Annotated in this window: 18 protein-coding genes; 9 read left to right on the top strand and 9 right to left on the bottom strand. The window is 70.9% G+C overall.

Features of this window, described 5'->3' with window-relative positions:
• Nucleotides 1-27: 27 nt before the first annotated feature.
• The 5 genes from RNB18_RS43810 to RNB18_RS43790 form a co-directional block, all read right to left on the bottom strand.
• A complete protein-coding gene (locus RNB18_RS43810) occupies nt 28-1074 on the bottom strand; it encodes an ABC transporter substrate-binding protein (protein ID WP_311719730.1) in 1047 nt (348 codons plus the stop codon).
• A 130-nt stretch (nt 1075-1204) separates the two neighbouring features.
• The gene (locus tag RNB18_RS43805) at nt 1205-2365 is read right to left on the bottom strand and encodes an acyl-CoA dehydrogenase family protein (protein ID WP_059205177.1); all 1161 of its coding nucleotides are present in this window, start codon (nt 2363-2365) and stop codon (nt 1205-1207) included.
• A gap of 7 nt (nt 2366-2372) precedes the next feature.
• Nucleotides 2373-3293, bottom strand: a complete 921-nt coding sequence (locus tag RNB18_RS43800) for a hydroxymethylglutaryl-CoA lyase (protein WP_311719729.1) — start codon at nt 3291-3293, stop codon at nt 2373-2375.
• Nucleotides 3290-5212, bottom strand: a complete 1923-nt coding sequence (locus tag RNB18_RS43795; protein WP_311719727.1) for an acetyl/propionyl/methylcrotonyl-CoA carboxylase subunit alpha — start codon at nt 5210-5212, stop codon at nt 3290-3292. The genes RNB18_RS43800 and RNB18_RS43795 overlap by 4 nt, the downstream gene beginning before the upstream one ends.
• 6 nt (nt 5213-5218) lie before the next feature.
• Nucleotides 5219-6835: a carboxyl transferase domain-containing protein gene (locus RNB18_RS43790; RefSeq protein ID WP_311719726.1), complete on the bottom strand. Its 1617-nt coding sequence runs from the start codon at nt 6833-6835 to the stop codon at nt 5219-5221.
• A 98-nt stretch (nt 6836-6933) separates the two neighbouring features.
• Between RNB18_RS43790 and RNB18_RS43785 the strand changes: the two genes are divergently transcribed.
• The 3 genes from RNB18_RS43785 (at nt 6934) to RNB18_RS43775 (ending at nt 9753) form a co-directional block, all read left to right on the top strand.
• The gene (locus tag RNB18_RS43785) at nt 6934-7527 is read left to right on the top strand and encodes an SACE_7040 family transcriptional regulator (RefSeq protein ID WP_311719725.1); all 594 of its coding nucleotides are present in this window, start codon (nt 6934-6936) and stop codon (nt 7525-7527) included.
• Nucleotides 7528-7692: 165 nt separating this feature from the next.
• Complete coding sequence (locus RNB18_RS43780) at nt 7693-8850, top strand: acyl-CoA dehydrogenase family protein (protein ID WP_311719724.1); 1158 nt, start codon at nt 7693-7695, stop codon at nt 8848-8850.
• Between the two features lie 36 nt (nt 8851-8886).
• A complete protein-coding gene (locus tag RNB18_RS43775) occupies nt 8887-9753 on the top strand; it encodes an acyl-CoA thioesterase (RefSeq protein ID WP_311719723.1) in 867 nt (288 codons plus the stop codon).
• A 25-nt stretch (nt 9754-9778) separates the two neighbouring features.
• Here RNB18_RS43775 and RNB18_RS43770 read toward each other — a convergent pair whose 3' ends face one another.
• A complete protein-coding gene (locus RNB18_RS43770; protein WP_311719722.1) occupies nt 9779-10567 on the bottom strand; it encodes a phosphatase in 789 nt (262 codons plus the stop codon).
• A 70-nt stretch (nt 10568-10637) separates the two neighbouring features.
• Nucleotides 10638-12098: a PucR family transcriptional regulator ligand-binding domain-containing protein gene (locus tag RNB18_RS43765; protein ID WP_311719721.1), complete on the bottom strand. Its 1461-nt coding sequence runs from the start codon at nt 12096-12098 to the stop codon at nt 10638-10640.
• A 106-nt stretch (nt 12099-12204) separates the two neighbouring features.
• Here RNB18_RS43765 and RNB18_RS43760 point away from each other — a divergent pair, with 106 nt between their 5' ends.
• Genes RNB18_RS43760 through RNB18_RS43750 form a run of 3 tightly spaced genes read left to right on the top strand, consistent with a single transcriptional unit; the run spans nt 12205 to nt 16342 of the window.
• Nucleotides 12205-13650 (top strand): sodium:solute symporter, encoded by a 1446-nt coding sequence (locus RNB18_RS43760; protein ID WP_311719720.1) that lies wholly within the window; start codon nt 12205-12207, stop codon nt 13648-13650.
• A 44-nt stretch (nt 13651-13694) separates the two neighbouring features.
• On the top strand, nt 13695-14663 hold the full coding sequence (speB, locus tag RNB18_RS43755) for an agmatinase (protein ID WP_311719719.1): 969 nt from the start codon (nt 13695-13697) through the stop codon (nt 14661-14663).
• Nucleotides 14660-16342 carry a thiamine pyrophosphate-binding protein gene (locus RNB18_RS43750; RefSeq protein WP_311719718.1) on the top strand — a complete coding sequence of 561 codons (1683 nt, stop codon included), beginning with the start codon at nt 14660-14662 and terminating at the stop codon, nt 16340-16342. Before speB ends, RNB18_RS43750 begins: the two co-directional genes overlap by 4 nt.
• An 8-nt stretch (nt 16343-16350) precedes the next feature.
• On the opposite strand, the gene RNB18_RS43745 is transcribed toward RNB18_RS43750, so the two are convergent.
• Both RNB18_RS43745 and RNB18_RS43740 read right to left on the bottom strand, forming a co-directional pair.
• Nucleotides 16351-17157, bottom strand: coding sequence for an endonuclease I family protein (locus tag RNB18_RS43745; RefSeq protein ID WP_311719717.1), 807 nt, complete (start codon nt 17155-17157; stop codon nt 16351-16353).
• A gap of 189 nt (nt 17158-17346) precedes the next feature.
• Nucleotides 17347-19548 carry a mannosyltransferase YkcB-related protein gene (locus RNB18_RS43740; RefSeq protein WP_311719716.1) on the bottom strand — a complete coding sequence of 734 codons (2202 nt, stop codon included), beginning with the start codon at nt 19546-19548 and terminating at the stop codon, nt 17347-17349.
• A 143-nt stretch (nt 19549-19691) separates the two neighbouring features.
• Between RNB18_RS43740 and RNB18_RS43735 the strand changes: the two genes are divergently transcribed.
• From RNB18_RS43735 to RNB18_RS43725, 3 genes are all read left to right on the top strand, one after another.
• The gene (locus RNB18_RS43735; RefSeq protein ID WP_311719715.1) at nt 19692-20534 is read left to right on the top strand and encodes a serine hydrolase; all 843 of its coding nucleotides are present in this window, start codon (nt 19692-19694) and stop codon (nt 20532-20534) included.
• A gap of 48 nt (nt 20535-20582) precedes the next feature.
• Nucleotides 20583-21608: an esterase-like activity of phytase family protein gene (locus RNB18_RS43730; protein WP_311719714.1), complete on the top strand. Its 1026-nt coding sequence runs from the start codon at nt 20583-20585 to the stop codon at nt 21606-21608.
• 103 nt (nt 21609-21711) lie between these two features.
• The gene (locus RNB18_RS43725) at nt 21712-25425 is read left to right on the top strand and encodes an ABC transporter ATP-binding protein (RefSeq protein ID WP_311719713.1); all 3714 of its coding nucleotides are present in this window, start codon (nt 21712-21714) and stop codon (nt 25423-25425) included.
• The last annotated feature ends 16 nt before the right edge of the window (nt 25426-25441 follow it).

Raw genomic sequence — 25441 nt, 5'->3', positions numbered from 1 at the left:
GGCTCCTGGGGCTCAGGAAGTACGGGGTCAGCTGACCTTCTTCGCGGTCTCGATCGCCTTCGCGAGGTTCTCCACCATCGCCACGCACTTGTCGTACGACGGAATCGGCTCCGGAGAACGCGAGATGACCTGCCCCGCCTTCACCGCGGGCAGCTTCTTCCAGGTCGCCTCGGTGATGTCGGCCGGCTGGATCGTCGCCGTACGGTCGTCCATCATGATGATGTCGGCCGCGTACTTGTCGACGTTCTCCCAGCTCAGCGACTCGTACCAGCCGCCGGAGGCCTTGAGCACGGACGCCGGGGGCTCCACGAAGTTCACGCCGAGTGCCTTGAAGTACTCGAGGTCGATGGACAGGTTGGTGCCGGAGACGTAGAAGACGTCCTGGGCCGCGGAACCGGCGAGCACCTTGATGTCGGGGTGGGCCTTGGCGGCCGTGCGCAGCCGCTCCGACGCCGCTTCGAACCGCTTCTTCGCGTCGGTGACCTTCGCCGCCGTCATGTCGGCACCGAGGGACTCGGCCAGCTCCCACACCCGCTGGAGCGGCGTGGTGATCTGGCGGTCGTAGACGGAGACGGCCACGCTCGGCGCCAGCTTGGCGATCTTGGAGGCGGAGGCCGCGGGGACGTACCAGAGGGTGCCGGCGCTGTCGAAGGTCGTGGTGATGAGGACCTCGGGCGCGAAGGCGGCGTACTGCTCGACGTTGAACTGGTCCCAGACGTTGCCGAAGACCGTCAGCTTGCTGACGTCCATGTCGCCGGCCTGGACATCGGCCTTGCCGTCCTTGGTCTTGGTGGGGCCGAAGACGCCCTTGACCTCGATGCCGTAGTCGTGGAGCGCGGCGGCGACGCCGACGAAGGCGACGATCTTCGTGGGAACCCTGTCGAGCTTCACGGTCGTGCCGCGGTCGTCCTTGAAGGTCCAGGGTCCGGACTTCGCGGCCGTCGTCTCCTTGCTCGAGCCCTCGCTGCTGGAGTCGTCGTCACCGCAGGCCGCGAGCACGGCGCCGAGGCCGAGTGCGCCGCCCGCGGCGAGGATGCCACGGCGAGTGAGATGGGCGGCTCGTGCATGGGACATGTGTGGCTGCTTTCGAACGGGGCGAAGCGCCCGCCGGACAAGTTCGAATGTAGGTTAGCCTAACCTCATTAGATGTCCAGCGGACGGGGTGCCGCCTCGTCGAAGCTGTGGGTGCCCTGTGGTCTGCGGTCTAACCCGGCAGCCCCAACTCCCGTGCGATCAGCATCCGCTGGACCTCGCTGGTGCCTTCGCCGATCTCCAGGATCTTGGAATCGCGCCACATGCGGGCGACCGGGTACTCGTTCATGAAGCCGTAGCCGCCGTGGATCTGCGTGGCGTCACGGGCGTTGTCCACGGCGATCGTGGAGGAGTACAGCTTGGCGAGGGCCGCCTCCTTCTTGAAGGGTTCGCCGGCGACCAGACGCGAGGCCGCGTCCCGCCAGGCGAGCCGGGCGGTGTGAGCCTTCATCTCCATGTCGGCGATCTTGAACTGGATCGCCTGGTTGGCGCCGATGGGCCGCCCGAAGGCCTCCCGCTCCTTCGCGTACTTCACCGACTCGTCCACACAGCCCTGCGCGAGCCCGGTCGCGAGGGCCGCGATGGCGATCCGGCCCTCGTCGAGGATGCGCAGGAACTGGGCGTAGCCGCGCCCCTGTTCGCCCAGCAGGTTCGCCGCCGGGACCCTCACGTCCGAGAAGGACAGCTCACGGGTGTCGGAGGCGTTCCAGCCGACCTTCGAGTACGGCGCCGCGACCGTGAAGCCCGGTGTCCCCGAGGGGACGATGATCGAGGAGATCAGCGGCTTGCCGTCCGGCTTGCGACCGGTGACGGCGGTGACGGTGACCAGGCCCGTGATGTCGGTCCCGGAGTTGGTGATGAAGCACTTGGTGCCGTTGATGACCCATTCGTCCGTGTCCGGGTCCAGGCGGGCCGTCGTACGGGTCGCCCCGGCGTCACTCCCGCCGTCCGGTTCCGTGAGGCCGAACGCGCCCAGGATCTCGCCCGAGCACAGCCGGGGCAGCCACTCGCGCTTCTGCTCCTCCGTGCCGAACAGGTGCAGCGGCATGGCGCCGAGGGAGACGCCGGCCTCCAGCGTGATCGCCACCGACGAGTCCACGCGCGCGAGTTCCTCCAGCACGAGGCCCAGCGCCAGGTAGTCGCCGCCCATACCGCCGTACTCCTCGGGGAACGGCAGCCCGAACAGGCCCATGCGGCCCATCTCGCGGACGATCTCGTACGGAAACTCGTGGTGCTCGTAGTACTCGCCGATCTTCGGCGCCACTACGTCATGGGCGAACTCCTCGACCGTGCGGCGGAGTTCTTCCAGCTCGGGGGAGAGGCGGTGGTCCATCGGTGGGTCACTCCTGGTGGGAGAGGGCTCGGACGGTACGGGACGGGCTGGGTCGGCCCAGGTGTTCGGCCATCCACACGCTGGTGGCGACGAGACGGCCGAGGTCGACGCCGGTGTCGATGCCGAGGCCCTGCAGCATCCACACGAGGTCTTCGGTGGCGAGGTTGCCGGTGGCGGACTTGGCGTACGGGCAGCCGCCGAGGCCGCCCGCGGAGGCGTCGACCGTCGTGACCCCGTGTTGCAGGGCCGCGTAGGTGTTGGCGAGGGCCTGGCCGTAGGTGTCGTGGAAGTGCACGCCCACCTTCTCGACCGGGACGTCGAGTTCGGTCAGCAGCGCGCGTACGTGGCCCGGTGTCGCCACCCCGATGGTGTCGCCGAGGCTCAGCTCGTCGCAGCCCATGTCGAGCAGGGCCCGGCAGACCTTGGTGACCTGGGGGATCGGGACGGCGCCCTCCCACGGGTCGCCGAAGCACATCGACAGATAACCGCGGACATGGACGCCCTCGGCCTTCGCCCTGCCGACGACGGGTTCGAACATCGCCAGGGCCTCGTCCACCGTGCGGTTGAGGTTGGCCTTGGCGAAGGACTCGGTGGCGCTGGCGAACACGGCGACCCGGCGGGCTCCGAGGGCCAGCGCGCGGTCCAGGCCGCGTTCGTTCGGGACGAGCACCGGGAGGTCCGCGGGCAGGTCGGCGATCTGCGGGAACAGCTGCTCCGCGTCCGCGAGTTGGGGCACCCACTTGGGGTGGACGAAGCTGGTGGCCTCGATCGTCGTGAGGCCCGCTTCGGCGAGGCGGCGCACGAACTCCGCCTTGACCTCGGTGGGCACGGTCGCCTTCTCGTTCTGCAGGCCGTCGCGGGCGCCGACCTCGTGGATACGGACGCGGGCCGGCAGGCCGGGCTCGGGAACGGTCATGGGCAGGGTCACTGCGCCACCTCCTCGTGCGGTGCGATCACGGCCAGCACCTGGTCCATGGCGACGGTCGTGCCCGCCGTGACGTCCAGCTCGGCGACCGTGCCGGCGTGGGGGGCGGAGATGACGTGCTCCATCTTCATCGCCTCGACGACGAGCAGACTCTGACCGGCGGCCACCTCGTCCCCGACCGCCACCTTCACGACGGTCACCGTGCCGGGCATGGGGGCGGTGAGGGAGTCGGCGCCGGCGTGACCACTGCGGGTGAGGGACGCGGCCACCGGGTCGTGGTCGCGCACCTGCCAGGCGTCGCCGTCACGGCCCACCCACTCACCGCCGCGGTGGAAGGTGTGGCGGACGCCGTCGAGGGTGACGGTGACCTGGTCGTCGGTGACGGTGTGGGTGCCGCGGCTGTGGTGAGTGACCGGTTCGAGCCCCGTCACTCGCAGCGGGAACCCGACGGTCTTCCCGAGGCCCCCCATCCGCCAGCCGCTCGGCACCGAGAACGGGTCGGTCCACCCGTCGCCTCGCGGCCGCAGCGCTTCGAGCCGTACGGCCGCCGCCGCCTCGTACACCTCCTCCGGTACGTCCGTGGAGACCAGGTCGTCCACCACGCGCTCGACGAGCCCGGTGTCCAACTCGCCCGCGACCACCGCCGGATGGGCCAGCAGCCGCCGCAGGAACCCCGCGTTGGTCTGCACGCCCAGGGTCACCGTCTGTGCGAGGGCCGCCCGGAGCTTTCTGAGCGCCGTCGCGCGGTCCGGGCCGTACGCGATGACCTTGGACAGCATCGGGTCGTACAGGCTGCCGACCTCCGTGCCTTCGCTGAGCCCGGAGTCGGTGCGGACGCCGTCGCCCTGGGGCTCGTGGAGGCGGAGGATGGTGCCGCCGGAGGGGAGGAAGCCCTTAGACGGGACCTCGGCGCAGATCCGGGCCTCGATGGCGTGTCCGGTGAGCGTGATGTCCTCCTGCCCGCAGGGGAGTCGCTCGCCCGCCGCCACCCGCAGCTGCCACTCCACCAGGTCCAGGCCGGTGATCAGCTCGGTGACCGGGTGCTCCACCTGGAGTCGGGTGTTCATCTCCATGAAGTAGTACGACGACGGGTCGTCGCCCGGGACGATGAACTCCACGGTGCCCGCGCCCCGGTAGCCGCAGGAGCGGGCCGCCTCGACCGCGGCCTTGCCCATCGACGCGCGCGTGCCCTCGTCGAGGAGGACGCTGGGCGCCTCCTCGATGATCTTCTGGTGCCGGCGCTGGAGGGAGCACTCGCGCTCGCCGAGATGGATCACGTTCCCGTGGCCGTCCGCCAGCACCTGGATCTCGATGTGCCGGGGCCGGTCGACCCACCGCTCCACGAGCAGGGTGTCGTCGCCGAAGGAGGCACGGGCCTCGCGGCGGGCGGCGGCGATCTCCTCTTCGAGGACCGTCAGGTCCCGGACCAGCCGCATGCCCTTGCCGCCGCCGCCCGCGCTGGGCTTCAGCAGCACGGGCGCGCCCAACGCGCGCGCGGCCTCGGCGAGATCGGGGTCGCGGCCGCCGGGCACCACGGGCACCCCGGCCGCCTCCACGGTCTCCTTGGCGCGGATCTTGTCGCCCATCAGCGCGATGGAGTCCGCCGTCGGCCCGATGAAGACCAGCCCGGCGTCGGCGCACGCACGCGCGAAGGCCGCGTTCTCCGCGAGGAAGCCGTATCCGGGGTGGACCGCCTGGGCGCCGGTGCGGGCGGCCGCCTCCAGGAGCCGCTCGACGGACAGATAGCTCTCCGAGGCCGGCGCCGGGCCCAGTCGTACCGCTGTGTCCGCCTCCCGGACGTGCCGCGCGTCGGCGTCCGCGTCGGAGAAGACGGCCACGGAGCGCACGCCCATGGCGCGCAGGGTGCGGATGACGCGGACCGCGATCTCGCCCCGGTTGGCGACAAGCACTGTGTCAAACATGGGTCCTCACATCCGGAAGACGCCGAACTGGGGGTCGCCCAGCGGCGCGTTGGCGCATGCGGTCAGGGCCAGGCCGAGCATCTGCCGGGTGTCGAGCGGGTCGATGACCCCGTCGTCCCAGAGGCGGGCGGTGGCGTAGTAGGCGTTGCCCTGGCGCTCGTACTGGGCGCGGATCGGGTCCTTGAAGGTCTCTTCGTCCTCGGCGGCCCAGGCCTCCCCGCGGGCCTCCAGCTGATCCCGCTTGACGGTCGCGAGGACCGACGCGGCCTGTTCGCCGCCCATGACGGAGATCTTGGCGTTGGGCCACATCCACAGGAAGCGGGGGGAGTAGGCCCGGCCGCACATGGAGTAGTTCCCGGCGCCGTACGAACCCCCGACGACCACGGTCAGCTTGGGCACGCGCGTGCAGGCGACCGCGGTCACCATCTTGGCGCCGTGCTTGGCGATGCCGCCCGCCTCGTAGTCCTTGCCGACCATGAAGCCGGAGATGTTCTGGAGGAAGAGCAGCGGGATGCCGCGCTGGTCGCACAGCTCGATGAAGTGGGCGCCCTTCTGGGCCGATTCGGAGAACAGGATGCCGTTGTTGGCGACGATCCCGACCGGGTGGCCGTGGATCCGGGCGAAGCCGGTGACCAGGGTCTGCCCGAACTCGGCCTTGAACTCGGCGAATCGGGAGCCGTCGGTGATGCGCGCGATGATCTCGCGTACGTCGTAGGGGGTGCGGGAGTCGGTGGGGACGGCGCCGTAGAGGCCGAAGGGGTCGACCTTGGGCTCCACGGTGGGCCGGACGGACCAGGGCAGCGGCCCGCGCGCGGGGAGCGTGGCGGCGATGTTCCGCACGATCCTCAGGGCATGGGCGTCGTCCTCGGCGAGGTGGTCGGTGACGCCGGAGATCCGGGAGTGCACCTCGCCGCCGCCGAGCTCCTCCGCGGTGACGACCTCGCCTGTGGCGGCCTTCACGAGCGGGGGCCCGCCGAGGAAGATCGTGCCCTGGTTCCGGACGATGACGGCCTCGTCGCTCATGGCGGGGACGTAGGCGCCCCCGGCCGTGCACGAGCCGAGCACGGCGGCGATCTGCGGGATGCCCGCGCCGGACATCCTGGCCTGGTTGTAGAAGATCCGCCCGAAGTGCTCGCGGTCCGGGAAGACCTCGTCCTGCATGGGCAGGAAGGCGCCGCCGGAGTCGACGAGGTAGATGCAGGGGAGGCGGTTGTCGAGGGCGACCTCCTGCGCGCGCAGGTGCTTCTTCACCGTCATCGGGTAGTACGTGCCGCCCTTGACGGTGGCGTCGTTGGCGACGACGACGCACTCCCGCCCGCTCACCCTGCCGATCCCGGCGATGACCCCGGCGGCCGGGGCCTGACCGTCGTACAACCCGTCGGCGGCGAGGGGAGCGAGCTCCAGGAAGGGCGAGCCGGGATCGAGGAGGGCGTCCACCCGGTCCCGGGGCAGCAGCTTCCCGCGCGCGGTGTGCCGCTCGCGCGCCCTCTCCCCACCGCCCAGCCGGGCCGCGGCGAGCTTGTCCCGCAACTCGTCCACGAGTGCCCGGTGGCCCGCCTCATTGGCCTGCCAGGCCTCCGACGCGGGGTCCGCCGCGCTCGTCAGCTCGGGTGCCTGATCCATGTCCCGCGGTTCCCCTCACCCAGTGATCGCCTGTTAATGAGCGTTAACCATTTCCTTCAGGTTAACGACCGCTAACCTCCCTGTCTAGAATTGCTTCCATGGCCACGAGAACCGACGCACCCACCCGCCGCGAGCAGATCCTCAAGGAGGCCGCGCGGCTGTTCGCCGAGCGTGGGTTCCACGGCGTGGGTGTGGACGAGATAGGCGCGGCGGTCGGCATCAGCGGGCCCGGCCTCTACCGGCACTTCGCGGGCAAGGACGCGATGCTGGCGGAGCTGCTGGTGGGGATCAGCGGGCAGTTGCTGACGGGGGCGAAGCGGCGGCTGGCGGAGTCCGACGGCACGCCCGCCGAGGCGGTCCTCGACTCGCTCATCGAGGGGCACATCGACTTCGCGCTCGACGACCGCCCCCTGATCACCCTGCACGACCGCGAGCTGGACCGCCTGCGGGACAGCGACCGCAAGCTGGTGCGGCAGTTGCAGCGGCAGTACGTGGAGCTGTGGGTCGAGATCCTGCGTGAGGTCTACCCCGGCCTCACTGAACCCGCCGCCCGCTCGGCGGTGCACTCCGTCTTCGGGCTCCTGAACTCCACCCCGCACCTGGGCCGCCCCGGCTCGCTCCCGGGCCGAGGCGCCACCGCGGAGTTGCTGCACCGCATGGCGCGGGGGGCGTTCGCGGCCGCGGCGGCGTGACGAGCGTTACGGGATCACCTCTGGACGCCCCTCCTTACCGACCGGTACCTTTCTCTATGAGCAAGCGCTTAGCCATGGGACCGCAGCCACCAATTGAGCAACCCCCACGGCGAGCAACCACATACGCGAGAGCGGCGCCGGCTTAGGCGCAGAGAGGTGTCGGCGGTGCGCCGTACTGTGTTCAACGAGGACCACGAGGCGTTCCGGGAGACCCTGCGGGCCTTCATCGAGGCCGAGGTCGTTCCGGTCTACGACGAGTGGTTCGCGGCCGGTCAGGCCCCGCGCGACTTCTACTACAAGCTCGCCGAGCTCGGCATCTTCGGCATCCGTGTCGAAGAGGAGTTCGGCGGCGCCGGCATCGACTCGTACAAGTTCGAGGCGGTGATGTACGAGGAGACCGCGCGCGCGGGTGTGCAGTTCGGCGGCTCCGGTGTGCACGTCCTGCTCGGACTGCCGTACATCAAGATGCTCGCCACCGACGAGCAGAAGAAGCGGTTCCTGCCGAAGTTCGTCTCCGCCGAGGAGATGTGGGCCCTCGCGATGACCGAGCCGGGCACCGGCTCCGACCTCGCGGGCATGAAGACCACCGCCAAGCTCTCCGAGGACGGCACGCACTACGTCCTCAACGGCTCCAAGACCTTCATCACCGGTGGCGTCCACGCCGACCGCGTGATCGTCTGCGCCCGCACCTCCGCCCCCACCGCGGAGGACCGCCGCTTCGGCATCTCCCTCTTCGCCGTGGACACCAAGTCCGAGGGCTACTCGATCGGGCGGAAGCTCGACAAGCTCGGCCTGAAGACCTCCGACACCGCCGAGCTCGCGTTCGTCGACGTCAAGGTCCCCGTCGAGGACCTCCTCGGCGAGGAGAACAAGGGCTTCTACTACCTCGGCCACAACCTCGCCTCCGAGCGCTGGGGCATCGCCTACGGCGCCTACGCGCAGGCCAAGGCCGCCGTCCGGTTCGCCAAGGAGTACGTCCAGGAGCGCACCGTCTTCGGCAAGCCGGTCGCGTCCTTCCAGAACACCAAGTTCGAGCTGGCCGCCTGCCAGGCCGAGGTGGACGCGGCCGAGGCCGTCGTCGACCGCGCCCTCGAGGCCCTCGACGCCGGCGAGCTCACCCCCGCCGAGGCCGCCTCCGCCAAGCTGTTCTGCACCGAGGTCGCCCACCGCGTCATCGACCGCTGCCTCCAGCTGCACGGCGGCTACGGCTTCATGAACGAGTACCCGATCGCCCGCCTGTACGCGGACAACCGCGTCAACCGCATCTACGGCGGCACCAGCGAGATCATGAAGTCGATCATCGCGAAGGACATGGGTCTGTAAGCCGCCCGCAATCACAGGCCGGTACAAAAGAACCCCATGAGCCAGGCACTTCAGGATCTCCTCGATCTGCTCGACCTCGAGCAGATCGAGGAGAACATCTTCCGCGGCCACTCCCGCGCCGCCGTCGTCCCCCGTGTCTTCGGCGGACAGGTCGCGGCGCAGGCGCTGGTCGCCGCCGGGCGGACGGTCCCCGAGGACCGGCTCGCCCACTCCCTGCACGCGTACTTCCTGCGCCCCGGCGACCCCGGCGCGCCGATCGTCTACACCGTCGACCGCATGAACGACGGCCGGTCCTTCACCGCCCGCAGGGTCCTCGCCGTCCAGCACGGCCAGCCGATCTTCGCCCTCTCCGCCTCCTTCCAGCGGCACGAGGAGGGCTTCGACCACCAGGCCGCCATGCCCACGGCCCCCGACCCGGCCACGCTCCCCACCTCAGCGGACCGGCTGCGCGGCTACGACCACCTCGACCCGGCGGTCGTGGAGCGCTTCCTGGAGGCCCGCGAGGCGATCGACCTGCGCTACGCCGACGACCCGCCGTACGGAAAGTTCGGCGAGCCGCGCGAGCCGCACTCCCAGGTCTGGTTCCGTACCAACGGCAAGCTCGCTGACGATCCGCTGCTCCACGTCGTCCTCGCCACTTACGTCTCCGACATGACGCTCCTCGACTCGATCCTCCTCGCGCACGGCCGCGGCGGCTGGGCCGTCGGTGACGTCGTCGGAGCCTCGCTCGACCACGCGATGTGGTTCCACCGCTCCTTCCGCGCGGACGAGTGGCTCCTGTACGACCAGGAGTCCCCGTCGGCCCAGGGCGGCCGCGGCCTCGGCCAGGCCCGCATCTACACGCAGGACGGCCGGCTGGCCATCTCGGTGATCCAGGAGGGCGTGGTCCGCGCGCCCAGGTGAGGGCCGCTCCCCCCGGGGGCCGTGTCTAGGCCAGTCCCGCTTCCGCCAGCAGATACGCCGTCATCGGGTCGTAGTAGCGCGGGCTCACCACGTGGTCGTCCAGCGGCACGGTCACCTGGACCGTCCCCTCGGCCTCCGCCAGGAACAGTGCCGGGTCGTTGGAGTCGGCGTAGCCCACCGAGTCCACGCCGTGCTGTCCGGCGTAGCCCGCCCAGCCGTGGTCGGCGACGACCAGGTCGGGCAGCGGACGGCCCTCGCGCTCCAGGGCCGTGAGGATGGCCTTCATCGGGTCGCCGGAATGCGTGTGCCACAGCGTCGCGCCGTGCTCCAGGACCGCCACGTCCGCGAACTGCATGACGTACCCCTCGTCCGTCTGCAGCCCGTCCGGGATGACCACGATCTCGCTGCCGGCCGTGCGCAGCGCGGCGGCCGTGGCGTGGTGCACGTCGAGCATGCCGCCGGGGTGGCCGGTGGCGAACAGCACCCGCTGCTGTCCGTCCGCCGCCTTGCGCAGCCGGGCCGCCATGCGCTCCAGGCCGCCGACGGTCAGCTCGGGGTCGATGGTGTCCTGGCCGTACCGGTACTCCGGGTCGTCGTTGACCCCCACCCGCTCCGCCATCACCGCGAGCACGTCCTGCTCGTCGCTCCAGCGGTCCCCGAGCTCCAGGCCGAACCAGTAGTGACGGTTGCCGTTCGCCAGCTGGCGGTAGTGGGAGAGGTTGTTCTCACGCGGGGTGGCGACCTCACCCGCGATACGGGTCTTCACAAGGTGGTCGACGAGCTCGGCGCGGCTGGGTGTCCCGGGTATCGGCATGTCTCCCATTCTGATGCACGCCTTCACGGGATCGCCGCGCATCCCGCACGCTGGGACGCGGGTCACGTGATCATGGTCGCCGCAACGCGAACCACAGCTCCATCCGTACGTCCGGGTCGTCGAGGTCCACTTCCAGCAGTGCCGCGCACTTCGCGATCCGCTGCCGCACGGTGTTGCGGTGCACGTCCAGCGCGACCGCCGTCCGGTCCCAGCTGCCGTGCAGGGACAGCCAGGTGCGGAGGGTCTCGGTGAGGGTGGGAGCGAGCGGGGCCAGGAGTGCCCGGGCGTGTGCCTCGGCGTCCGCCTCCGGTACCAGGTCGGCGAGGGCGGGGCGCGCCCCGTACCGGACCAGCCCGGCCCGGGTCGCACGGGCGCGGGCCAGCGCACGGCCCGCCTGGACGTCGGCGGCGGCCCACTCCCGCGGTCCGGCGACGGCACTGACCCCCAGCGTCCACCCCGGCTGCGGGGCCGGTTCCGGACCGGCGGGCAGCAGCACCCGTACGACCTCCCGCGCCACGTCCACCAGCGGCGACCCGAGCGCCGCGCCCAGCGCGGAGGCGGCGACGGGGTCGGGAGCGGCGAGGGTGTCGGGCCGGGCGTGCACGACGACCCACCGCTCGCCCCCGAGGAGCGGGGCCACGTCCTGTGCGGGGGCGCCCAGCAGCAGCCGTACTAGAGCGGACGAGCGCGCCGCCCCCGACCCGCTCTGATGCTCACCGGTGAGCAACGACAGGAGCACGGCGGCGACGGAGGCGATCGTGTGGTCGCCGGGATCCCGCTGCGGGGCGGCGACCCCGAGCACGAAGCCGTGCCCGGCGCCGAGGGAGTAGGCGGCGAGGTGGACCTCGGCGGTCGCATGACTGGCGGAGGTCGGCGTCCCGGGACCGGAGGGGCGTACGACCTCCGCGAGTCCGGTCAGCGCCTCCCGGGCGGCCGTCCCCACCAGTCGTCCGGCGGCTGCGACCTCCACCCCGTCCGGGCCGTACAGCACCGCCCACCCCCCGACCCGCTGCGCCAGCTGCCGCAGTACCGACGGCACCGGGTCGGGGCGGGACGCGGCCGCGGCCAGGCTCTGCTGGGCCTCGGTGACGCGGCGCAGTTCCGCGTGGCGGGCCTGGGCCATCAGTTGCCAGACCGCGCGGGCCACGGCGGAGAAGGTGGTCCGGGGCGGGACCTCGATCAGGGGCAGCTCGTAGGAGTCGCAGGCCGCGACCAGGGCGCGCGGGACCGTGTCGTGCACAGGCGCCACACCGAAGCCGAGGGCCGCGCCGCCCGCCGCGACGATACGGGAGACGTAGTCGTCGAAGTACGTGCCCGAACCCGCCGCCTCCGGGATGTGCACCCCCGCCGTCAGCAGCAGCTCACCGCCCAGCAGATACGGGTACGGGTCCGCCATCTCCGAGGTGTGCGCCCAGTGGACGACCGCGGACGGATCCGCGGGGCCCGCGATCTGCCGCAGCCCGAGATCCTCGCGGGCGAGCAGCGCGGCCAGCGGGACCGGTGGGGTGGGTGGGACAGCCGGGTCCGGCATGGTGGACGTTCCCTCCATCCAGTACCGCTCGAATGGATGAAACGTACACTTCGCAGCCGCTTTCCGGCCACCTACTGTCGACGCAGACCGGCAGAAGGAGGGCCCCATGGCCGTCGACTACACCGTCATCGTCGTCTACCTGGCCGGCATGCTCGCCATGGGCTGGTGGGGCATGCGTCGCGCCAGGTCCAAGAGCGAGTTCCTGGTCGCCGGGCGCCGCCTCGGGCCCGCCATGTACTCCGGCACCATGGCCGCGATCGTCCTCGGCGGCGCCTCCACCATCGGCGGCGTGGGCCTCGGCTACCGGTACGGCCTCTCCGGAGCCTGGATGGTCTTCACCATCGGCCTCGGCCTGCTCGCCCTGTCCGTCTTCTTCTCCGCCCGCATCGCCCGCCTCAAGGTCTACACCGTCTCCGAGATGCTGGATCTCAGGTACGGCGGCCGGGCCGGGGTCATCTCCGGCGTGGTCATGTGGGCGTACACCCTCATGCTCGCGGTCACCTCGACCATCGCCTACGCCACCATCTTCGACGTCCTCTTCGACATGAACCGGACCGTCGCGATCGTCCTCGGCGGCTCGATCGTCGTCGCGTACTCGACCCTCGGCGGCATGTGGTCCATCACCCTCACGGACATGGTGCAGTTCGTCGTGAAGACCATTGGCGTACTGCTCCTGCTGCTGCCCATCGCCGTCGTCAAGGCGGGCGGCTTCGGCGAGATGAGGGCCAAGCTGCCCACCGGGTACTTCGACCCGCTGGGCATCGGCGGCGAGACGATCTTCACCTACGTCCTGATCTACACCTTCGGCATGCTCATCGGTCAGGACATCTGGCAGCGCGTCTTCACCGCCCGCAGCGACACGACCGCCAAGTGGGGCGGCACGGTCGCCGGCACCTACTGTCTCGCGTACGCCCTCGCCGGCGCGGTCATCGGTACGGCCGCCAAGGTCCTCTACCCCAACCTGGCCAACGCGGACGACGCCTTCGCGACCATCGTCAAGGACGAACTCCCGGTCGGGGTACGGGGCTTGGTGCTCGCCGCCGCTCTCGCCGCCGTGATGTCGACGTCCTCCGGCGCGCTGATCGCCTGCGCGACCGTGGCGAACAACGACATCTGGTCGCGGCTGCGGGGGAGGCCGGCCGAAGGGGAGCGCGACGAGGTCCGGGGCAACCGCGCCTTCATCCTCGTCATGGGCGTGGCCGTGATCTGCACGGCGATCGCCCTCAACAACGTCGTCGAGGCGCTGACCGTCGCCTACAACCTCCTGGTCGGCGGCCTCCTCGTCCCCATCCTCGGCGGACTGCTGTGGAAGCGCGGCACCGCCCAGGGCGCGCTCGCCTCCGTGATCGTCGGCGGCCTCGCCGTCATCGGTCTGATGGCGGGCTACGGCATCCTCGCCAACGAGCCCGTGTACTACGGCCTGCTGGCCTCCCTGGTCGTCTACGTCGCCGTATCCCTGGCGACCCCGGCGACCGACACCGCCGTACTCGAAGCGTGGCGCGAGCGTCTCGCCGGGCGCGGTGTTCCCGAGCCGGTTCCGGCATCCCGGTAGACCGGTCGGTATCGAACAGCACGACAGAAGGAAGGCATACGAGCATGAGCTCCCCCGAGACCCCCCGCGGCCCCGTCGACTCCTCCCGCATCCCGCGCTACGCCGGCCCCGCGACCTTCGCCCGGCTGCCGCGCCTCGACGAGGTCGGGCGGGCGGATGTCGCCGTCGTGGGTGTGCCCTTCGACTCCGGTGTCTCCTACCGGCCGGGCGCCCGCTTCGGCGGCAACGCGATCCGTGAGGCGTCCCGGCTGCTCAGGCCCTACAACCCGGCGCAGGACGCGTCCCCCTTCGCGCTGGCGCAGGTGGCCGACGGCGGCGACATCGCCGTGAACCCGTTCGACATCCACGAGGCCGTCGAGACGATCGAGGCGGCCGCGGACGACCTCCTCGGCACCGGCGCCCGCCTGATGACCCTGGGCGGCGACCACACCATCGCCCTCCCGCTGCTCAGGTCCGTCGCGAAGAAGCACGGCCCGGTCGCCCTGCTGCACTTCGACGCCCACCTCGACACCTGGGACACCTACTTCGGCGCCGAGTACACGCACGGGACGCCGTTCCGGCGGGCGGTGGAGGAGGGGATCCTGGACACCTCCGCCCTCTCCCACGTGGGCACCCGCGGGCCGCTGTACGGCAAGCAGGACCTCACCGACGACGAGAAGATGGGCTTCGGCATCGTGACATCCGCGGATGTCATGAGGCGCGGTGTCGACGAGGTCGCCGACCAGCTCCGTCAGCGCGTCGGCGACCGCCCGCTCTACATCTCCATCGACATCGACTGCCTGGACCCGGCGCACGCGCCCGGCACGGGCACCCCCGAGGCGGGCGGCATGACCTCCCGCGAGCTGCTGGAGATCCTGCGGGGTCTGGCATCGTGCAACCTGGTGTCGGCGGACGTCGTCGAGGTGGCCCCCGCGTACGACCACGCGGAGATCACGTCGGTGGCGGCCTCCCACACCGCCTACGAACTGACCACGATCATGTCCCGCCAGATTGCAGAGGCCCGCGCGCAGTGACTCACGACCACGACCTGGTGCTCCGCCCGACCGCCGCCCAGACCGAGGCCGCGCTGAACCCGCCTCCCGGCCGCAGCGGCGGAGACCTGGTCGTGGAGACGCTGGCCGCGCTCGGCGCGACGACCGTCTTCGGCCTGCCCGGCCAGCACGCGCTCGGCATGTTCGACGCGCTCCGGCGGTCCGACCTGCGCTACATCGGCCTGCGGGTGGAGAACAACGCGGGCTTCGCGGCGGACGCGTACGGCAGGATCACGGGGGAGGCGGCGCCGCTGCTGCTGTCGACCGGCCCCGGCGCACTGACGTCCCTGGCCGCTCTTCAGGAGGCGGCCGCGGCCTCGGCGCCGGTCCTGGCGATCAGCAGCCAGATCCCGTCCGCCGGTCTGGGCGGCGGCCGTCACGGCTATCTGCACGAACTCCCGGACCAGTCGGCCTCGTTCAGGGGTGTGGTGAAGTCGGTGCACACCGTCCGCGCCCAGTCCCAGATCCCCTCCGCGATCGAGGCGGCCTGGAAGTCGGCGCTGACCGCCCCGCACGGCCCGGTGTGGGTGGAGATCCCCCAGGACGTGCTGCTGTCCCCGACCCTGATCCCCGTGGTGACGGGCGGCGACGCCTTCCCCGAGGAGCTGCCTCCGCGCCCCGAACTCACGGCGGTGGCCGCCGACCTGCTGTCGAACGCGGCCCGGCCGGCGATCATCGCGGGCGGGGGAGTCGTACGGGCGGACGCGTCCCGCAAGCTGCGACAGCTGGCGGAGACGCTCCGGGCCCCGGTGGTCACCACCCCCGGCGGCAAGGGCGCCTTCCCCTGGACGCATCCCCTGTCCCTCCAGTCCTGGATCGAGGACCGGCACACCACGGACTTCCTGGAGGACGCGGACGTACTCCTGGTGGTCGGCTCGGGGCTGGGCGAACTCTCCTCGAACTACCACACGTTCAAGCCGCGGGGCCGGGTCGTCCAGATCGAGGCGGACCTCGGCAAGCTGGAGTCCAACCAACCCGCGCTGGGCATCCACGCGGACGCCCGACTGGCGTTGCAGGCGCTGCTGGAGACGGTGTCACCGAGGGAGGACGCGGAGGCCGCCGAGCGGGTCCGCACCGTCCTCGCGAAGGTCTCCGACCGTATCGCCGCCCAGGAACTCACCCTGGAACAGGAGCTGTTGGCGTCGGTCCGCAGGGCCCTGCCCGCCGACTCCCCGTCCTTCTGGGACATGACGATCCTGGCGTACTGGGCCTGGTCCGCCTTCGACGCCAAGGGCCCCAACCACATGCACTCGGCCCAGGGCGCCGGCGGCCTCGGCTACGGCTTCCCCGCGGCCCTGGGCGCCGCCGTGGCCGACCCGACCCGCCCGGTCCTGGCGGTGTCGGGCGACGGAGGGGCGCTGTATTCGATCGCCGAGTTGGCCACGGCCCGACAGTACGACCTGAACGTCACCTGGCTGATCGTCGACGACGGCGGCTACGGCATCCTGCGCGAGTACATGACGGACGCCTTCGGCCAGGCCACGGCGACGGAGCTGTCCCGCCCCGACTACGTGGCACTGGCCGAGTCCTTCGGCGTCCCCGGGGTCCGTACGACCCCCGGGAACCTCGCGGACGACCTGTCGAAGGCACTCGGCTCACCGGGGCCCTCGGTGGTGGTCCTGCCGGCGGTGCTGCGGATGTTCGCGCCCACGCACCTGTAGCCGGGCTCCTACCAGATCGCCTCGACCCACTCCGGGTGGTCGATGAACGGGTTGCGGTTGTGCTGGTAGGTGTCGTAGATGACCTGGTTGCGCTTCTCCTCGAAGGCGCTCGGCGGGTCCGCCTCGTTCCAGGCCTTGAGGACGGAGAGCTTGCCCATGTAGGGGTTGGAGCCGTTGCCGACCTTCTCGTTGGGCTCCAGGTCGGCGAAGCCGTCGCCGCCGTCGTACCGCACGGCCATGTAGAGGATCATGCGGGCCACGTCGCCCCGGTCCGCGGTGCGCGGCGCGAAGGAGTCGGAGTCGACGGTGCTGCCGCCGCCGTTGGTGACGGTGCTGCCGCCGTTGTCGAAGTCGAGGTTGCCGCGGATGCTGTTGACCTGGACGTCCGCGGGGCGCAGGTGGTGCAGGTCGGTGCCGGGCCCGGTCACCTCGCCGAAGTCGCCATGGGACTTGGCCCACACGTGCTCACGGTTCCAGTCGCCGACGTCACCGCCGTTGAGGGACTTGCTGCGGGAGACACCGCTGTACAGCAGGATCACGTTGCTGCTGTTGTTCGGGTCCTGGTCGGTGACCTTGAGCGCGTCCCAGACCGCGGAGTACGAGATCTTCGAGACGTTGGCGCTGATGATCGTGTGCAGGGAGGACTTCAGGGTCGTGCCCGTCTTGCCGACCGCGTTCTTGTAGTACGTCGAGTCGTACGCGGTCGTCGTGGCGGCGGCCGGGGTCGTGGTCACGACCGGGGCGGCGAGCCCGACCAGCACGGCGGCGGTGGTGAGCGCCACCGACTTCCAGTTGCGGATGCGTGTCGCCAGCATAAGGGGGGTCCCATCTACGCGGGTTGAATGGAGGCGGCAGATGGGAGCGTGACATGGACATGCGGCCGTGTAAATGGATGCTGCGTGTCCATTAGGTGACCTGAAACGGCAAATCGGGCCTTGTCTACGCGAGTTGACACGCCGAACGGCCCCCGACGCGTGATCGGGGGCCGCATGACCGGGACTTGGTCAGCCGACGTCCGACGGGTCCAGGCGGTAGACCGTCGACGTGCTCGTGCCCGTGCCCGTGTCCGACGTCGAGCTCTTGGTCGTGCTGTAGTCGCTCCCCTTCACCGCAGTGCCGTTCTTCTGCACCCAGCTGGTGATCTCCTGGCTGAGGCTGCTGTTGCCGCCCATTCCGCCGCCGCCGAGCTGGATGTAGTGCAGCTCGCCCTTCTTCACCAGCTCCTTGAGCCTGGCGAGGGTCATCGCCTTGTCGGTGCCGGTGAAGCCCCACATGGAGATGACGGGCTTGTGCGTGCTGAGGATCAGCTGGCCGGCGCTCTGCGAATTGGACACCGCGAGCAGCCACTTGGCGCCGTCCTGGTGCTTCTCCAGGTACGAGACCAGCGCACTGTCGACGCTGCCTCCCATACCGCCGCCACCGGGGCCACCGGTCATGCCGCCGGTGCCGCCGGGAGCCGTGCCACCGCCCGGGAGTTCCCCGTTCGTGCCACCGGGCGCGCCGCCCTGCGGGAGCTCACCGGTGCCGCCACCCGGCTGCATCTGGCCGCCGCCGTTGCCTCCGGGGAACTCCCCGCCCGCCCGGCCGTCCTGCTGGGCGCCGTCCTGCCCGCCACCGGGGCCACCACCGTTGCCGCCGAAGCCGCCCCGGCCGCCACCGCCGCCGGGACCGCCCATGCCGCCACCGGTCGACGGACCCGCCGTCGGGTTGGTGCCGCCCATGCCGCCGGTGGTGGTGGAGAAGGCCGGCGAGGCGGCGTACGCCGTCGGGCCCGCGAGGGCCGCCACGATCGCCGCGACGACGGACACGCCGAGCAGCCGTGCCCTGGTGCCGGAACTCGCCGTACGGAAGACGAACAGGCCCACGATCGCGAGGACCATGACCACACCGACGACCGGCCACAGCCAGGTGTTCCAGCCGGTGGCCCGGCGCAGCAGCACGATCGCCCAGACGCCGGTGACCGCGAGTCCGGCCGGCAGCACCCAGGACCAGCGGGCGTCACCGCCGCGGAAGGCGCGCCACAGCATGACGCCGCCCGCGCCGGTCAGCGCCGCGATGCCCGGGGCGAGCGCGGTCGTGTAGTACGGGTGCATGGTGCCCTCCGCCATCGCGAAGGTCAGGTAGTGCAGCACCAGCCAGCCGCCCCACAGGACGAGCGCGGCGCGGGTGGCGTCGGTGCGCGGGGCCCGGCCGCACAGCACCAGGCCGGCGACGAGCGCGAGGAAGGCGAAGGGGATCAGCCAGGAGATCTGGCCGCCGAGGATGTCGTTGAACATCCGGCCGAGGCCCGCGGTGCCGGCGAAGGTGCCGCCTCCGCCGCCCCCGCCTCCGCCGTTGCCCTCGCCGCCGAGGACCCGGCCCAGGCCGTTGTAGCCCATGATCAGGTTCCAGGCGGAGCCGTCGGTGGAACCGCCGATGTAGGGCCGGTCGTCGGCGGGCACGAGCGAGACCGCCGTCGCCCACCAGAAGCTGGAGACCGCCAACGCCACCGCCGCGAGGGCCAGGTTGACGACCTTCTTCCTCCAGCCGAGCCGCGACGCGTACACGTACACCGCGAAGACGGCGGGCAGGGCGATGTAGCCCTGGAGCATCTTGGTGTTGAAGGCGAGCCCGAAGAGGACCGCCGAGCCGATGAGCGGCAGCAGCCTGTCGGTGCGCACCGCGCGCAGCGCGAGGGCCGCGCCGCCGACCATCAGCAGGACGAGGAGGGTGTCGGGGTTGTTGTCCCGGTTGATCGCGACGGTGATCGGGGTCAGTGCGAGGACGAGCGCGGCGATCGCGGCCGCCGCGTGCCCGAACACCCGCTTCACGGAGGTGTGCAGGATCCAGATCGTGCCGAGGGCGGCCGCGACCTCGGGCAGCATCATCTGCCAGGTGCCGAAGCCGAAGATCCGGCACGACAGCCCCATGACCATCAGCGCGAACGGCGGCTTGTCGACGGTGAGGAAGTTGCCCGCGTCGAGCGACCCGAAGAACCAGGCCTTCCAGCTCTGCGTACCGCTGTAGATCGCGGAACTGTAGAAGCTGTTCAGGCCGGCCCCGGACAGGTTCCAGCTGTAGAGGACGCCGGCCAGGACCAGGATCGCGAGCAGCGCGGGCAGCGACCAGCGCGGGGCCTTGTCCGGGGATGCCGCGGGCGGGGCCGGTGGCGGCCAGTCGGCGGACACGGTCTCGGTGTGGGGGTGGGGATCGGTGGCAGATGTCACCCGGGCATCGTGCAGAGGGGGCTTGGGTGAGGGCTGTGACGTACCTGGCTCCATCCTGTGAAATCGCCACGGGTTGAGTAACGACTCGCACAACCATTCCCCATGCGTACAACCATTCACCCGAACCCGAGAGTCAACAGGGCATGACTCGGGGGATATCAAGACACGCGAAATGGATCGCGACGGGCGCGCTGGCCGCGTGCGTCGCCGCCGCCACGCCGGCCGCCGCCGCGACCGCACCGGCCGTCAGCTGCACGTCCGCGAAGGCGGGCCTCGCCGACAAACTGAAGCGGGACATCACGTCCGCCCTCTCCCACCGCTCGGGCACGATCGCCGTGGGCCTCTACGACCGTACGACCAAGACCACCTGCACCCTGCGCTCCTCCACCGCCTACGACTCCGCGAGCGTCGTCAAGGTGACCGTCCTCGCCACGCTGTTGTGGGACGCGAAGAAGCACAACAGGTATCTGACCGACCGTGAGAGCACCCTCGCCAAGGCCATGATCACCAAGTCGGACAACGACGCGACCAGCAAGCTGTGGCGGCAGCTCGGCCTGACGAAGATCAAGGGATTCCTCACCGCGGCCGGCATGACGCAGACCAAGCCCGGGGCGAACGGCTACTGGGGCCTGACCCAGATCACCGTCACCGACGAGCAGAAGCTGCTCAAGCTGGTCACCGCGAAGAACACGGTCCTGAGCGACAACGCCCGTGCCTACATCCTCAAGTTGATGGGCCAGGTCATCTCGTCGCAGCGCTGGGGCACACCGTACGGCGCCGGATCGGGCATCTCCTGGCACGTCAAGAACGGCTGGCTGCAGCGCTCCACCCACGGCTGGCGGGTGCACAGCGTCGGCACCTTCAAGGGCGGCGGCCACGACTACATGATCACGGTGCTCACCCACGGCAACAGCACCATGAACTACGGCATCACGACGATCCAGGGCGTCGCGAAGGTCATCCACCGGGATCTCGCGGCGAGCTGACGCCTGCCGGACTCCCGTACGTCACCGACCCGCCCTACGGTGACGCCCATGCAGCTGAGAACCGTACTCGCCACCACCACCGCGGCCCTGGCGGCGGCGGCCTGCCTCACGGCCACAGGCCCGGCGCAGGCCGCCGCGCCGGTGCGCCACGCCTGCTCCCCGTCCGTCTCCCTCGACCGCTTCTCCGACGCGCTCGACAAGACGACGTACGACGGCACCTTCGTCGGCAACCTCTCCGCGCTCGCGGTGGACCGGGACGGCTCGCTCGCCGCCCTCTCGGACCGCTCCTCGCTGTTCTCCCTGGACGCGAAGACCCTCGCGCCGACGGCGGTCGTCCCGCTCGCCGACGAGAAGGGCGCCGCGCTGGACTCCGAGGGCCTGGTGATCGACCGGGACGGCACCCGGCTGATCACGTCGGAGACCGAGCCGTCGATCCGCCGCTACGGCACCGACGGCACGATCCTCGACCGCCTCCCCGTCCCGGCCTCCCTCCAGGTGGCCCCGGCCGGCCGCGCCACGTCGAACCAGACCTTCGAGGGCCTGACCCTCATGAACGGCGGCCACACCCTGCTCGCCTCCATGGAGTACGCGCTCTCCGGCGACACGGCCGGCACCGTCCGCTTCCAGACCTGGCGGCGCCACCACGGCAGTTTCGAGCTCGCGGCCCAGTACGCCTACCGCACCGACGCCGCCTTCCTCGGCGTCCCCGAGGTCCAGGCCCTCCCCGACGGCCGCCTCCTCGTCCTGGAGCGCGGCTTCACCTCCGGCGTCGGCAACACGGTCCGCCTGTACCTGGCCGACCCCCGCCACGCGACGGACACGAGCGGCGTCGAGAACCTGGCGGGCCAGTCCGGTGTGCGCCTGATCAAGAAGACCCTGCTCACGGACATCGCGAGCTGCCCGACCCTGGGCGCGACGGCCAAGCAGCCCCAGCCGAACCCGCTCCTCGACAACATCGAGGGCATGGCCGTCACGGGCGTGAGCAAGGGCCGCCTCAAGGTCCTCCTGGTCAGCGACGACAACCAGAACACGGTGCAGACGACCCGGTTCTACTACCTCAGGGTGCGGGTCTGACCGGGTCTGACCCTCGAAAATGTTGCGGAGGGATGAAATCCGCTTAATTTCGCGTTGGTGCCTTCCGGTAGATCAGGTCGAGGGACAAACCGGAGGGCACCGCGTGGAACCGCAACGGGGATGGGCACGACGACTGGCAGGGTACGCCTGGCGCTACCCCAAGGACGTCGTCCTCGCTCTGGTCTCATCCCTCGGCGGCATGGCCGTCATGGCGATCGTCCCCCTGATCACCAAGGTGATCATCGACGACGTCATCGGCGACCACACCCGGGACATGGCCCCCTGGGCCGGCGGCCTGGTCGTCGCGGCAGTCCTCGTCTACGTCCTCACCTACATCCGCCGCTACTACGGCGGCCGCCTCGCCCTCGACGTCCAGCACGACCTCCGCACGGAGATGTTCGGCACGATCACCCGCCTGGACGGCCGCCGCCAGGACGAGCTGTCCACGGGCCAGGTCGTCGGCCGGGCCACCAGCGACCTCCAGCTGATCCAGGGCCTGCTCTTCATGCTGCCGATGACGATCGGCAACTTCGCCCTCTTCCTGATCTCCCTGATCGTGATGGCCTGGCTGTCGATCCCGCTCACCCTGGTCGCCCTCGCGGTGGCACCGGCCCTGTGGTGGATCGCGAGGCGCTCCCGCTCCAAGCTGCACCCCGCCACCTGGTACGCCCAGGCCCAGGCCGCCGCCGTCGCGGGCGTGGTCGACGGCTCCGTCAGCGGCGTACGCGTGGTCAAGGGCTTCGGCCAGGAGGACCAGGAGACCGGGAAGCTCAGGGAGGTCGGCCGCCGCCTCTACGCGGGCCGCCTGCGCACGATCCGCTTCAACTCGAAGTACACCCCGGCCCTCCAGGCCGTCCCCGCCCTCGGCCAGGTCGCGATGCTGGCCGTCGGCGGCTGGCTCGCGGTCCGCGGTCACATCACGCTCGGCACCTTCGTCGCCTTCTCCACCTATCTCGCCCAGCTCGTCGGCCCGGTCCGCATGCTCGCCATGGTCCTCACGGTCGCCCAGCAGGCCCGCGCCGGCACCGAGCGCGTCCTGGAGCTGATCGACACCGAGCCGTACCTGAAGGACGGCACCAAGGAACTCCCCGCCGACGCCCCGGCCACGGTCGAGTTCGACGACGTGTCCTTCGGCTACGACCACGAGCGCCCTGTTCTCGACGGCCTCAGCTTCGAGATCCGCGCCGGCGAGACCCTCGCGGTCGTAGGCTCTTCCGGCTCGGGCAAGTCCACCGTCTCCCTGCTCCTGCCGCGCTTCTACGACGTCACCCACGGCGCCGTCCTCATCGGCGGCCACGACGTCCGCGAGCTCACCCTCGACTCGCTGCGGGCCGCGATCGGCCTGGTCCCCGAGGACTCCTTCCTGTTCTCGGACACGGTCCGGAACAACATCGCGTACGGCCGTCCCGAGGCGACGCAGGAGGAGGTCGAGAAGGCCGCCCGCGCCGCCCAGGCGGACCGTTTCATCGCCGAGCTCCCCCTGGGCTACGACACCAAGGTCGGTGAACACGGCCTCACCCTCTCCGGCGGCCAGCGTCAGCGCGTCGCGCTCGCCCGCGCGATCCTCACCGACCCGCGCCTGCTCGTCCTGGACGACGCCACCTCCGCCGTGGACGCGCAGGTCGAGCACGAGATCCACGAGGCCCTGAAGCAGGTCATGGAGGGCCGCACCACCCTCCTCATCGCCCACCGCCGCTCCACCCTGAACCTCGCCGACCGCATCGCCGTCCTGGAGAACGGCCGCCTCGCCGACCTCGGCACCCACGAGGAACTCCAGCGCCGGTCGCCCCTCTACCGCCGCCTGCTCACCGACCCCGACGGCCTCGGTGGCACCTCCCCGGGCCACGCCCACCCGGTTGCCGTACAAGCCGCGGACGAGGACACCTCCGTACGCGACGAGCTGGACGCCGAGTTCGACGCCGAGCGCGGAGTCACCCCCCGCCTGTGGACCGGCGACCGCGAGCCCAAGGACACGGCGCTGGCCGGCACCCCGGCCACCCCCGAACTCCTCGCCGAGGTCGACGCCTTGCCCCCGGCGACGGACACCCCCGACATCGACGAGGGACGCGCGGTCACGCCCGAGGAGTCGTACGGCCTGCGTCGGCTGCTGCGGGGCTTCGGCCGCCCGCTCCTGATCAGCCTGGGCCTGGTCGCCGTGGACGCCGGCATGGGCCTGCTGCTCCCGGTGATGATCCGGCACGGCATCGACGACGGCGTGTCGCGGATGGCGATGGCCGCGATCTGGACGGCGACCCTGTTCGCCCTGCTCTCGGTCCTCGCCCAGTGGGCGGCTCAGATCGGCGAGACCCGGATGACCGGACGCACCGGCGAGCGGGTCCTGTACTCCCTGCGTCTGAAGATCTTCGCCCAGCTCCAGCGGCTCGGACTCGACTACTACGAGCGGGAGCTGACGGGCCGGATCATGACGAGGATGACGACGGACGTCGACGCCCTCTCGACCTTCCTGCAGACCGGCCTGGTCACCGCGTTCGTCTCGGTCGTCACCTTCTTCGGCATCATGGGCGCCCTGCTGGTGATCGACGTACAGCTGGCGCTGGTCGTCTTCGCGACGCTCCCGCCGCTGATCGTCGCCACGTACTTCTTCCGTAAGGCGAGCGTGAAGGCGTACGAACTCGCCCGTGAACGCGTCTCGGTGGTCAACGCCGACCTCCAGGAGTCGGTGTCCGGGCTGCGGATCGTGCAGGCGTTCCGCCGGGAGCGGGACGGCGGGGCGCGCTTCGCGGAGCGCAGCGACAGTTACCGCCAGGCCCGCGTCCGGGGCCAGTGGCTGATCTCGATCTACTTCCCCTTCGTCCAGCTGCTGTCCTCGGTGGCCGCCGCGGCCGTGCTGATCGCGGGCGCGGGCCGAGTGGACGCGGCGACCCTGACGACCGGCGCCCTGGTGGCCTACCTCCTCTACATCGACCTGTTCTTCGCCCCTGTCCAGCAGCTCTCCCAGGTCTTCGACGGTTACCAGCAGGCGACCGTCTCCCTGGGGCGCATCCAGGAGCTGCTCCAGGAACCGACGTCCACGAAGGCGGCCGAGGAGCCCCTGGACGTGCTGTCGTTGCGGGGCGAAGTGGCCTTCGAGAACGTGCACTTCGCGTACGGCGACGACGAGGAGGCCCTCGGCGGCATCGACCTGAAGATCCCCGCCGGTCAGACGGTCGCGTTCGTCGGCGAGACGGGCGCGGGCAAGTCCACCGTGGTCAAGCTGGTGGCCCGGTTCTACGACCCGACGGGCGGCCGGGTGACGGTCGACGGCACGGACCTGCGCGCCCTGGACCTGACCTCCTACCGCCACCGCCTCGGCGTGGTCCCCCAGGAGGCCTACCTCTTCCAGGGCACGATCCGCGACGCCATCGCCTACGGCCGCCCGGAGGCCACCGACGCCGAGGTCGAGGCGGCGGCCCGCGCGGTCGGCGCCCACGAGATGATCGCCACACTGGAGGGCGGCTACCTCCACGAGGTCGCCGAACGCGGCCGCAACCTCTCCGCGGGCCAGCGCCAGCTGATCGCGCTGGCCCGGGCGGAACTGGTCGACCCGGACATCCTGCTCCTCGACGAGGCCACGGCAGCCCTGGACCTCGCCACCGAGGCCCTGGTCAACCAGGCCACCGACCGTCTCGCGGGCCGCCGTACGACCCTCGTCGTGGCCCACCGCCTGACCACGGCGGCCCGCGCGGACCGGGTCGTGGTGATGGCCCACGGCCGCGTGGTCGAGGACGGAACCCACGATGAGCTGCTCGCGCTGGACGGGCGGTACGCCGAGTTGTGGCGGACTTTCGTGGGGGAGCCGGTCGAGGTGTCCGGCTGACGGTCGTGCAACCGTC

The organism is Streptomyces doebereineriae (genome assembly GCF_031845645.1).
Classification (GTDB): Bacteria; Actinomycetota; Actinomycetes; order Streptomycetales; family Streptomycetaceae; genus Streptomyces; species Streptomyces canus.
This window is presented reverse-complemented; position numbering and strand designations above follow the sequence as displayed.

Bases quoted from the DNA above. Each gene is read 5' to 3' on its own strand.
- RNB18_RS43810 (WP_311719730.1), bottom strand. From the start codon at position 1,074: ATGTCCCATGCACGAGCCGCCCATCTCACTCGCCGTGGCATCCTCGCC.
- RNB18_RS43805 (WP_059205177.1), bottom strand. From the start codon at position 2,365: ATGGACCACCGCCTCTCCCCCGAGCTGGAAGAACTCCGCCGCACGGTC.
- RNB18_RS43795 (WP_311719727.1), bottom strand. From the start codon at position 5,212: ATGTTTGACACAGTGCTTGTCGCCAACCGGGGCGAGATCGCGGTCCGC.
- RNB18_RS43790 (WP_311719726.1), bottom strand. From the start codon at position 6,835: ATGGATCAGGCACCCGAGCTGACGAGCGCGGCGGACCCCGCGTCGGAG.
- RNB18_RS43785 (WP_311719725.1), top strand. From the start codon at position 6,934: ATGGCCACGAGAACCGACGCACCCACCCGCCGCGAGCAGATCCTCAAG.
- RNB18_RS43775 (WP_311719723.1), top strand. From the start codon at position 8,887: ATGAGCCAGGCACTTCAGGATCTCCTCGATCTGCTCGACCTCGAGCAG.
- RNB18_RS43770 (WP_311719722.1), bottom strand. From the start codon at position 10,567: ATGCCGATACCCGGGACACCCAGCCGCGCCGAGCTCGTCGACCACCTT.
- RNB18_RS43765 (WP_311719721.1), bottom strand. From the start codon at position 12,098: ATGCCGGACCCGGCTGTCCCACCCACCCCACCGGTCCCGCTGGCCGCG.
- RNB18_RS43760 (WP_311719720.1), top strand. From the start codon at position 12,205: ATGGCCGTCGACTACACCGTCATCGTCGTCTACCTGGCCGGCATGCTC.
- speB (WP_311719719.1), top strand. From the start codon at position 13,695: ATGAGCTCCCCCGAGACCCCCCGCGGCCCCGTCGACTCCTCCCGCATC.
- RNB18_RS43745 (WP_311719717.1), bottom strand. From the start codon at position 17,157: ATGCTGGCGACACGCATCCGCAACTGGAAGTCGGTGGCGCTCACCACC.
- RNB18_RS43735 (WP_311719715.1), top strand. From the start codon at position 19,692: ATGACTCGGGGGATATCAAGACACGCGAAATGGATCGCGACGGGCGCG.
- RNB18_RS43730 (WP_311719714.1), top strand. From the start codon at position 20,583: ATGCAGCTGAGAACCGTACTCGCCACCACCACCGCGGCCCTGGCGGCG.